The following is a 9642-nucleotide window of genomic DNA, read 5'->3' as shown; positions in this document are numbered from 1 at the left end:
CGTCGGCCTCAATCAGGCGAACGGTCAGGTCATCAGGCTGCGTTGGGTGCACCCCGCACATGATGCCGTACGAAGATCCGCCGGACAGAACCTAGCCGGGACCATCCCTGGCGGCGCGGGGAGCAGCGGATTGGGGCCCTGACGGGCGGGCTTCGTTGGGACCATCCTCGCCAGGGCGGGGAGCAGCCGCTCGGCTACCTGTTGGATTCATCTCCGTGTGTGCGGCCGTTTTCTTGCAGGTGTGGTGGTGCGACCGTCCCCGTGTGTACGGGGGCGGGATGGATTGGGGTGGAGCTATCCCCGCTGTGCGGGGCGTGGTGTTGAGGTTTCAAGGATCTGGGCTTGAGGTTACTGGGTGTTGGGGTCGTTTTGTGGTGGGGGTTGTGCTTGAGGTGCTCGCTTGCTGGATTGTCAGACCCCTCGTGGATACTCCCGGTCAGGGCTCGTCGGAGATCTGATGGTTCGTCAATTGCTTTTCTGTGTACCCGACTTGTTGTGCTATGTTCTGCCGAGCGCATGAAATTACTTTACGTGAGGTTTTAGTGTCTTTGGGTGATGATGGCGTAGTGTGGCCGAGCCTGCGGGTGGTCCCGGGGGGCGGTACGGAGCCGCGTGAGGTGTCGTTGCCGGAGGTGATCACCGGTTCGCCGGGGTGGTCCGGTCTGGCCGTCGAGGTGCCGACGATGGCGCCTGCGGTGCTGCGGCACATGGTGCTGCCGGTGGTTCTGGCGGCGCTCGGGCCCTTGGACAAGGACGGCTGGGGCGAACTGATGGGGGCCGGCCGGTTCTCCGCCCGGCAGGTCGGTGTCATCAACGGGTATCTGCGAGAGCACGCCGCACGGTTCGATGTGCGGTGCTTCGCGCAGGTGCCCGGTCTGAAGGCGACGAACGGTACGACGAAGCCGGTGACGTTGTTGATGCCGCATGTGCCGTCTGGCAACAACTCGGCATTGAGGGGTGTCCGGAACGACGAGGAGCCGTTCCCGGTGCCGCTGGCGCAGGCGGTGCGCTGGGTGGTACACGCGCACTGCTGGGACACCGCGGCGATCAAGTCCGGTGCGGTCGGTGACGACCAGGTGAAGGCCGGCAAGACGACGGGAAATCCGACAGGTCCGCTGGGGCAGCTGGGTGTGGTGATGCCGCTCGGCCGGACCCTGTTCGAGACGATCGTACTGAACCTGCCGGTTGCCGGCCGAACTGCCGATGACAAACCGTGGTGGGAACGTGGAAGCCTCGGGCCTGCCTGGAGGACACGGCCAGCCGAGGGTGTGCTGGACATGTGGACGTGGATGTCACGGCGGATCGCACTGGTCGTCGAGGACGGGCTCGAGGGCCCGGTGGTGCGGCGCGTGGTGGTGGCCGCCGGGGAGCGGATGACCTCCGTCCCTGAAGGGGAGCCGCACACGACTTGGGCGATCAAGAAGGACAAGAAGGCGGGATCGGTGCGCTACCCGCGGCGACTGCAGGTGGGCAAGAACGCCTGGCAGGGCCTGGAGGCGCTGCTGGCGCTGGACCGTGAGGGGGCGGGGTTCGAGACCAGTGCGCTCCTGGCCCAGGCCGGCGATGCGCAGGCGGAGGGGCGGCTCGGGCTCGACTTTCCGCTGCGGGTGGGTCTGTGGGGCATGGTCTACGGGACGCAGTCCGCGGTCGTGGAGGACATCCTGGCCGATGAGCTTCCGCTGCCGGTCGCGGCATTGAGGGCTGATCTGGACGTGCGGGAGACGGTCATCGAGATCGCGGAGCAGGCCTCGGCCTGTGCGAGGGCGGTCGATGCGTTGGGGGCGAACCTGCGGCGGGCCGCGGGTCTGGACGCGGTGCCGTGGGACAAGGGGCAGCGTCCCGGTACGGCTGTCCTGCACGCGTTGGATCCGGTGGTGCGTCGCATGCTGACCGGCCTCCAGCGTCAGGGCCAGGACTGGGACGCGGTCGAGGCCGCGCATGTCGCCTTCGAGCAGGTCTGCGCGCAGGTTGCGCGTGCGGAGGCGGCGCGGCTGCACGCGGCTGCCCCCCGTGGGGTGTTCGCCGGGCGGGAGGTCAAGAACCCGGCGGGCGTGAAGGTGATGGTGCGGGAGGCGGGTGCGTCCCGGATGTTCGGGGCGGCGCTGCGCAAGGCGTTGCCGCGAATCCATGGTGCGGATGGTGACGGTGAGTAGGGCGGTGCGGGCAATGAACGTGATGAGGGAGCGGGTCTGATGGCGGTCGGGAGTCGACGGGCCTGGTACTGGGAGGACCTGGTGCCGGAGGACGGCAAGGCGTTCAGGCGCCCGCCGGGGGAGGATCTAGCCGCGATGCGGCTGGCGTTGAACGGTAAGCCGGGTGCGGTGCCGGCGTTGTGGCGGTTGCACCGGGCACGCAACCGGGACGAGCTGGCGCGGATCGGACTGGTGTCGGACGCGATGGTGGCGGAGCACTACGCGTTCGGCCTGTTCGGTGTGCACCAGCAGTCGAAGAGCCGGCTGATGCACGCGCCGGGGGTGGAGGTCGGGGCCGCAGTGCGGCGCCTGCACACCTCGGGTGCCGCGAGCCGGGACGGCATCGATGCGGTGTTCACGGCCGCTGCGACCGCGACGACGCCCGCGGGGGTGTTCGGGCGGCTTCGCGGGCTGGTCGATCAGCTGAACGGCTTGAACCAGCCGTTCGACTACAGCCAGCTGGTCACGGACCTGAGGTTCTGGAACCGGCCTGAGCAGCGTGCACGGATCCGTGTGCGTTGGGGCAACGCGTACCACGCCTGGAGTGGCGTGGAGAACGAGGAGACAGCGGTATGAGCACCACCTTGCGCAGTGTCGTCGAATGCCACATCGTCCAGACGGTGCCGCCGGCGAACTTGAACCGGGATGACAACGGCAGCCCGAAGGAGGCGTACTTCGGCGGGTACCGGCGTTCGCGGGTGTCGGACGCGGCGTGGAAGCGCGCCACGCGGATGTACTTCGCCGACGAGATGGGCATGGAAGACGCGCAGTTGGGGATCCGGACGAAGCGGATCGCGGCGCAGTTGGCGGACCGGCTGGTGAAGCGGCACGCGGTGGAGGCGGCGGAGGCCGGGCGGCTGGCGACGGCGTTGCTCGCACCGCTGGGTATTACGGCGAGCAGCAAGAAGGCGGAGGAGACGTCGTACCTGTTCTTCTACGGGCATCGGCAGCTGGACGCGATCGCTGATCTGGCGGCCAAGGCGCAGGGCCTGGGTGACAAGGAGCTGGAGGAGTACGCGAAGGGTGCCGGTGTGAAGCAGGCGCTGTCGGAGAAGCATCCGCTGGACGTGGCGCTGTTCGGGCGGATGGTGGCGAACCTGTCGTCGATCGGGGTGGAGGGGGCGGTGCAGGTCGCGCACGCTCTGTCGACGCACGCCGTGGAGCTGGAGACGGACTACCTGACGGCGGTGGACGACGCGAACGAAGAGGACGAGCGGGGCGCCGGGATGATCGTACGGCGGCCTTTCAACTCGGCGACGTTGTACCGCTACGCGAACGTGAACGTGCACCAGCTCGCCAAGACGCTCGACGGCACGCAGGAGGCGGTCGACGGTGTGCTGCGGTTCGTCGAGGCGTTCGCCAAGTCCATGCCGAAGGGCCACATCAGCAGCTTCGCCCACCGGACCGTGCCGCAGCTGATCGCGGTCACGCACCGGACGGACCAGGCCGTGAACCTGGTGACGGCGTTCGAGAGCCCGGTGCGCCCGGGGGCGGACGGCATCGCGTCGCGCTCGGTGCAGTGCCTCGACGACGAGCACACGTCGGTCACGACGCAGTGGGCCGCGCCGCCGGACTGGGCCGGCCACACCCACATGCTCGGGGACCAGAGCCTGGAGTCGTTCGGCGAGCGGAGCGCGTTCCCCGACCTGCTGGCCGGACTGCGCAGGCGCCTGACGGAGGTGCATCAGTGAGCAGCGGGGCGGTGTTGTTGTTGCGGTTGGCGGGGCCGTTGCAGTCGTGGGGTGATCAGCGGGCGTTGGTGGCGCGGCGTACGAGTGCGCATCAGCCGACGAAGTCGGGTGTGGTCGGTCTGGTGTGTGCCGCGGTCGGTCATGAGCGGGACGCGTCGCCGGCGCGGTGGGCGGGTCTTCGGTTCGGTGTGCGGGTGGACCAGCCGGGGACGCTGTTGCGGGACTACCGGGTGATTTCGGACTTCCGGGGTGGGGACATTCTGTCGACGGCGGTGAATGCGAAGGGTGTGCAGAAGTCGACTGGTAACCGTACGAACGAGTCGACGCGGTACTACCTGCAGGATGCGGTGTTCGTCGCGGCGTTGGAGGGGGAGCAGTCGGTGCTGGAGGAGGTCGACGGTGCTTTGCGTGCCCCGGTTTTCACTCTGTCCCTGGGGCGTAAGTGCTGCCCGCCCAGCCTGCCGTTGAGTCTGGGGCTGCGGGAGGGGACGGTGGAGTCGGTGCTGGCGGCGGAAGAGTGGCACGCCCGGGCGCAGTACCGGCGGGGTGTGAGGACGGGGGCGAGTGTCGCTCTGGACGCGTCGTGGGACAGTCCGACCGGCGAGCACACTTTTCATGATCAGCCTGTCAGTTTCGATCCGCTGGCGCGCCGGTTCACGACGCGCCGGGTTCACCGTGAGCACCTCCCCGTTCCGACCGGCAGGCCGGACGACGGCAATGTCCACGATCCCCTCGCACTCCTCGGCTGGTAGGCATGCCCATCCTTACTCGTGTGTTCTTGAACCCGTTGCGCCCGGGGGCGCAGAAGCTGCTGGGTTCGCCGCAGGCGATGCATGCGGCGGTCGCCGGCGCTACCGGGCTGTATGACGATCCGGGGCGCTCGTTGTGGCGCCTGGACGCGGATTTGCCGCATCGGCCGGCGTTGCTGGTCCTGACGCAGTTGGAGGCTGATTTCACGCATATTGTCGAGCAGGCGGGGTGGCCGGATGTGGCTGCCGGCAAGCCGCAGGGGCGGGACTACGGTGGTTTGTTGTCGCGGATTGAGGCTGGTCAGCGGTATCAGTTCAGGGTGACGGCGAATCCGGTGCATTCGGTGCCGCGGGGGCCGGGGGCCGGGGACGCTGAGGGGGGCGGTGGCGGCCCGTCGGGTCCGACCCTTGCGCGTGGGAAGGTGCTGGGTCACAGGACGCCGGTGCATCAGAGCCGTTGGTTCCTGGAGCGCGCCGGGCGCTGGGGGTTCGAGGTGCCGCGGACGGGTGTCGGCGGGGAGCCGGACATCCGGATCGTTAGGACGGAGAGGTTGTCGTTCGGCAAGGACAAGGGTGCGCGGCGCGTGACCCTGCAGACGGCGACGTTCGAAGGCCTGCTGACGGTGACGGAGCCGACGTTGTTCGTAGACGCGTTGACCGTGGGTGTGGGCAGGGCGCGGGCCTACGGGTGCGGTCTGCTGACGCTGGCCGCGGAGTAGGTGTTCGTTGCGGCGGTGGGGGTGGCGTTCGGGTTATAAGCGCTTCCCCGGCCGGGGCGGTTCTCGAAGTGGCCGGCCACGAGGGGCAGCTGTGAACGGCGCGGCTGCGGGCCGGACGCCGGCGGCTGAGGTGGCGGGGCCCCGCGGGGCGCCTGGGCAGGCGCGAGTGGCGTGTCGTTGTGCACATAGAAGGTGAGGGAGGGTTGCCGTGAGGGCTGTTGACTCTGTTTCCGTCGTCTGCGCAGGCCTCGGGCTGACGCCTGAGGACGTGGGCCGTCTGGGAGCGGTCTTCGGGAAGTCCGCGGACTACGCGGGCGGCACGGTCAGTCCCCTGCTCTGCCACATGCTGGACACGGCCGCGGTCGCGGAGCTCCTCTTCGACCACTATCTCGCCCCCACTCAGTGCGATCTGCTCGATTCGCTCAGCGGCGGTCAGGGACGTCGGTTCCTGGCATGGCTTTGCGGCGTCCACGACATCGGGAAGGCGACCCCCGCGTTCCAGCGGATCGACGGGGCGAGCCTGCAGGCGCTGCGGCGCGCGGGGCTGAGCTGGCCGGTGTCCGTCACCGCCGAGACCACACGGCGATGGCGGCACGACCTGGCCGGCGGGAAGATCCTCCACACGGTCCTGCCCGCGGCTGCCTGGACCCCTGAGCACGTCGACTGGGTGTGGCCCTTGGCTGCAGGGCACCACGGCACGTTCCCCAACGCAGGGGTCTTCGTCAGCCGCGACGCTCTGGGCATGGGCCACGGCCATCGCAGTGCCGTCTGGGCAGACACCCAGCGGCAGCTGCTCGAAGTCTTCACCGCCGCAGTGGGCTACGGCGATCTGAAGAGTGTCTGCCCCACCGCCAGGCCCTCGCGCTCGCAACAGCTGGGACTGTCGGGCATCGTCGTGATGGCTGACTGGATCGCTTCGGACGAGACCCACTTCGAAGGGCTCGGCTCCCTCGACGCCGTCTCCATGGCGAAGAGCCGCAGCCGGGCCAGCAAGTCGTGGACGGAACTGCGCCTGGACGGCGGCTGGAAGCGCATGCCGGTGCCGTCCGACGAGGACGTGTGGACGCATGTCGAGGTCCGCACGCCACGAGCCTCCCAGGCCATGGTCCTGCGGGCGGCTCGGGAGATGGCGGCGCCCGGACTGCTGATCCTGGAGGCGCCGATGGGCGAGGGAAAGACAAAGGGCGGCCTCGGGGCCCTCGAGATCCTCGCCGCACGCTGGGGCGCATCGGGCGCATTCATCGGCATGCCGACCCAGGCGACATCCGACCCCATGTACTCGCACGTGCGCCGGTGGATGGCCCGATTCCAACCGGGCAGTGAGGACACCGCCGTCCTCCTGCACGGCAAGCGGGCATTCAACCGCGAGTGGCGCGCCCTGACCTCACCCACCGCACCGGACCCCGACGCGAAGTTCCGCTCCGTCGACGCCGGCCAGGACCCCGCCGACGGCGACTGCCGCGAATGCCACGGACCGGCGCAATGGCTCCTCGGCCCGAAACGAGGCCTCCTCGGGCATTCCGTCGTAGGCACCATCGACCAGCTCCTCCACGCCGCCACCCGCACCCGCCACGTCATGCTCCGCGCTCTCGGACTCGCAGGCAAGGTCGTCCTGCTCGACGAGGTGCACGCCGCGGACGTCTACATGAGCCAGTTCCTCCTCGAAGGGCTTCGGTGGCTCGGCCAGGCACGCGTGCCGGTCATCCTGATGTCCGCCACGCTCCCGCCCGCCCAGCGACAGGCCCTGGCCTCCGCCTACATGGCCGGCGCCCTCAACGAACCCGACCACACCGCTGACCTCCCCGAACCTGCCGGCTACCCCTGCGTCACCACGGCCTGCGCCCAGGACAACAGGCCCGTCTACCGTGCCTACGAGGCCAAAACCTGGCGCGACGACATCCCGGTCCGCATCGCCCACCTCCCCGAGCCACCCCCCAAGAAGCAGGCCGAGGACCGCTACTACGAACAGCCCGTCGAAGCCCTCCTGAGCGAAGAACTCGCCGACGGAGGGGTAGCACTCATCATCCGCAACACCGTTACCCGAGCCCAACGCACCTACCGCCACCTCCGCCACATCTACGGCCCCGACGTGAGGATCCTGCACGGACAGCTCACCACCGCCGACCGCGCCAAACGCACCGAAACGCTGCTGTCCCGCCTCGGCCCCGGCCAAACCGACCGGGGACTCCTCATCGTGATCGCCACCCAGGTCGCCGAGCAGAGCTTCGACATCGACGCCGACCTGCTGATCACCGACCTCGCCCCAATCGACCTCCTCCTCCAGCGCATCGGCCGGCTCCACCGCCACCAAGGCACCCAGCGGCCCGCAAGACTCACCGCCCCCCAAGTGTTCGTCACCGGGTACACGAGCGCGGACGATGGAGCGGCCCCACGCTTCGAGTACGCCGCCGAACAGTACATCTACGGCCGCTACCCCCTCCTGCGCACAGCCACGCTCCTGCACGCGGCCACCCAGTGGAACATCCCCTCCAGCATCCCCACGCTCGTGGCCGAAGGCTACGACCGGCGATCCGCGTCATCCTGGCCCCACCAGACGGAAACCGCTCTTCAGGAATGGGACACGAAAAAGCGTGAGCGGCAGGAAAACGCCGACCGGTATGTCCTGACCAGGAGCGGTGAATGGGGAAGCCGTACCCTCGCCGGCCTGCACTACGCCGCCACCCGGACGACCGACGAGGAACAGCTCAGCGCCCTCGTACGTGACGGCGAGGACAGCATCGAAGCAATCCTCCTGATCCGCGACGGTGACCAGTACACGACCCTCGCCGGTGTACTCCTCGGACCCGGCGGAGCAGTCGACGACGATCAACTCGAAAGCGTCACCGGTTGCCTTCTCCGACTCCCCACCAAGCTGACCGAATACGCTGTTCCACTCGCCCCGCTGCCAACCTGGCGCGGCCATTCCCTGCTCAAACACATGCGCGTTCTCACACTGAACCCAGACCTGGCCGCAAGCCTCGGGCCTTATGAAATTACCTACGATCGGGAATTTGGGCTGACTGCAGCTCCCATTTCTGCAAAGCAGTGGGATTCGCCTCACGCTCGCCGAAATTTCGTAGAATATCAATAGACATTCTATCCGGATGGGCGGTATCAGCACGGAGATATATACTCACATCGGCAACTTGCCTCTGCATACATACTGCTTTCTCCGCTAGCGATGCTGACCCTTGGCCATCAGCAACGGGACTACAAGTAGTCCGAGGAAGATAAGAACAGCCGCAACGGGATCGAAGCCCAAAGCGACCAGGGCAATGGCCACGAGGGCATCAAACAGAACCGCAATCCACCTGTACGGAATTACTACTCCAGACCTGCGGGAGTCCGAACGGATCTGATGGCGATGGCCAGTCATTCAGAATGATTCCTTCACTAATAATACCCGACGAGAGTAGACGCGCGAGGCGATTCGCCTCCACGATACCGCAGACATGAAGCCTGTCAAATTCCAAAGGAATTCACTGTCACCCAGGATTGGATCTCTCACCTAGGATTACATGACAATAATATAGAAGTACCTTCTTTGTTGACATTGGCCCCATTTTCCGATTCATGAAACTGGACGACCCTTCGGCTGGCGATATAGTTTCGTCATTGAAAATTCCCGGCTGATCCGGGATGCCTCCTCACTGTCACCGAGGATCGCGTCTGCCCCGCCGTGCGGGGATTTGAGATAACACCATCCGTCGTCAAAGAGGGGCGACGAATGCTGACGCCAGAAGGGTTACCTGCCGACCGACCCTTCAGTCACGTAGTGGACGTCACTATGAGCTCGTAACACGATCAGGCGAATGGGCGCTGACGGCCGTATCCGGTATGACGATTGGGCCGTTGGCGTGGTGTGAGCAAGCCGTGGGTTGTCGATGACGAACTGTGGGCGCTGATCGAGCCGGTCCTGCCGCCTTGGCCGGAGCGGTTGCCGGGTCCGAGGCCGGTTGCGGACCGGCTGTGCCTGCAGGGCGTCCTGTTCGTGCTGTACACGGGCATCACCTGGCAGCAGTTGCCGCCCGAGCTGGGCTTCGGCTCCGGGCAGACCTGCTGGCGCAGGCTCGGTCGGTGGACCGAGGCCGGAGCCTTCGACCAACTGCACCGGATACTGCTGGCGGAGTTGAACGCGGCCGGGGAACTGGACTGGAGCCGCGCGTGCGTGGACGCCTCCCACGTGCGCGCGAAAAAAGGGGCGCCGCGACGGGCCCGTCGCCTGTCGACCGCCGCAAGACTGGCAGCAAGCACCACCTAATGGGGGCCGAAGCCGGTGAAGCCCAAAGCA

At 67.3% G+C, this 9642-nt stretch carries 6 protein-coding genes and 1 pseudogene; all 7 read left to right on the top strand.

Annotation, left to right across the window (positions count from 1 at the left end; all coding sequences use genetic code 11):
• The first annotated feature begins 500 nt into the window (after window positions 1-500).
• Complete coding sequence (gene casA / locus ACFUK0_RS31335) at window positions 501-2153, top strand: type I-E CRISPR-associated protein Cse1/CasA (RefSeq protein ID WP_380255859.1); 1653 nt, start codon at window positions 501-503, stop codon at window positions 2151-2153.
• Window positions 2154-2192: 39 nt separating this feature from the next.
• Window positions 2193-2768 carry a type I-E CRISPR-associated protein Cse2/CasB gene (gene casB / locus ACFUK0_RS31330; protein WP_380255858.1) on the top strand — a complete coding sequence of 192 codons (576 nt, stop codon included), beginning with the start codon at window positions 2193-2195 and terminating at the stop codon, window positions 2766-2768.
• Complete coding sequence (gene cas7e / locus ACFUK0_RS31325; protein ID WP_380255857.1) at window positions 2765-3883, top strand: type I-E CRISPR-associated protein Cas7/Cse4/CasC; 1119 nt, start codon at window positions 2765-2767, stop codon at window positions 3881-3883. The genes casB and cas7e overlap by 4 nt, the downstream gene beginning before the upstream one ends.
• Entirely contained in the window at window positions 3880-4635 is a 756-nt protein-coding gene (gene cas5e, locus ACFUK0_RS31320; protein WP_380255856.1) for a type I-E CRISPR-associated protein Cas5/CasD, read from the top strand. Before cas7e ends, cas5e begins: the two co-directional genes overlap by 4 nt.
• A gap of 2 nt (window positions 4636-4637) precedes the next feature.
• Window positions 4638-5351 (top strand): type I-E CRISPR-associated protein Cas6/Cse3/CasE, encoded by a 714-nt coding sequence (gene cas6e, locus ACFUK0_RS31315; RefSeq protein ID WP_380255855.1) that lies wholly within the window; start codon window positions 4638-4640, stop codon window positions 5349-5351.
• 208 nt (window positions 5352-5559) lie between these two features.
• Window positions 5560-8442: a CRISPR-associated helicase Cas3' gene (cas3, locus tag ACFUK0_RS31310; RefSeq protein WP_380255854.1), complete on the top strand. Its 2883-nt coding sequence runs from the start codon at window positions 5560-5562 to the stop codon at window positions 8440-8442.
• A 771-nt stretch (window positions 8443-9213) separates the two neighbouring features.
• Window positions 9214-9614: pseudogene (locus ACFUK0_RS31305) on the top strand (transposase); the annotation flags it as partial.
• Window positions 9615-9642: the final 28 nt, after the last annotated feature.

It is taken from the genome of Kitasatospora sp. NPDC057223 (assembly GCF_042669755.1).
Taxonomy (GTDB): Bacteria; Actinomycetota; Actinomycetes; order Streptomycetales; family Streptomycetaceae; genus Kitasatospora.
The sequence above is the reverse complement of the archived record's forward strand: the minus strand, read 5'-3'. Positions and strand labels throughout refer to the sequence as shown.

Bases quoted from the DNA above. Each gene is read 5' to 3' on its own strand.
- casB (WP_380255858.1), top strand. From the start codon at position 2,193: ATGGCGGTCGGGAGTCGACGGGCCTGGTACTGGGAGGACCTGGTGCCG.
- cas6e (WP_380255855.1), top strand. From the start codon at position 4,638: ATGCCCATCCTTACTCGTGTGTTCTTGAACCCGTTGCGCCCGGGGGCG.
- casA (WP_380255859.1), top strand. From the start codon at position 501: ATGTTCTGCCGAGCGCATGAAATTACTTTACGTGAGGTTTTAGTGTCT.
- cas7e (WP_380255857.1), top strand. From the start codon at position 2,765: ATGAGCACCACCTTGCGCAGTGTCGTCGAATGCCACATCGTCCAGACG.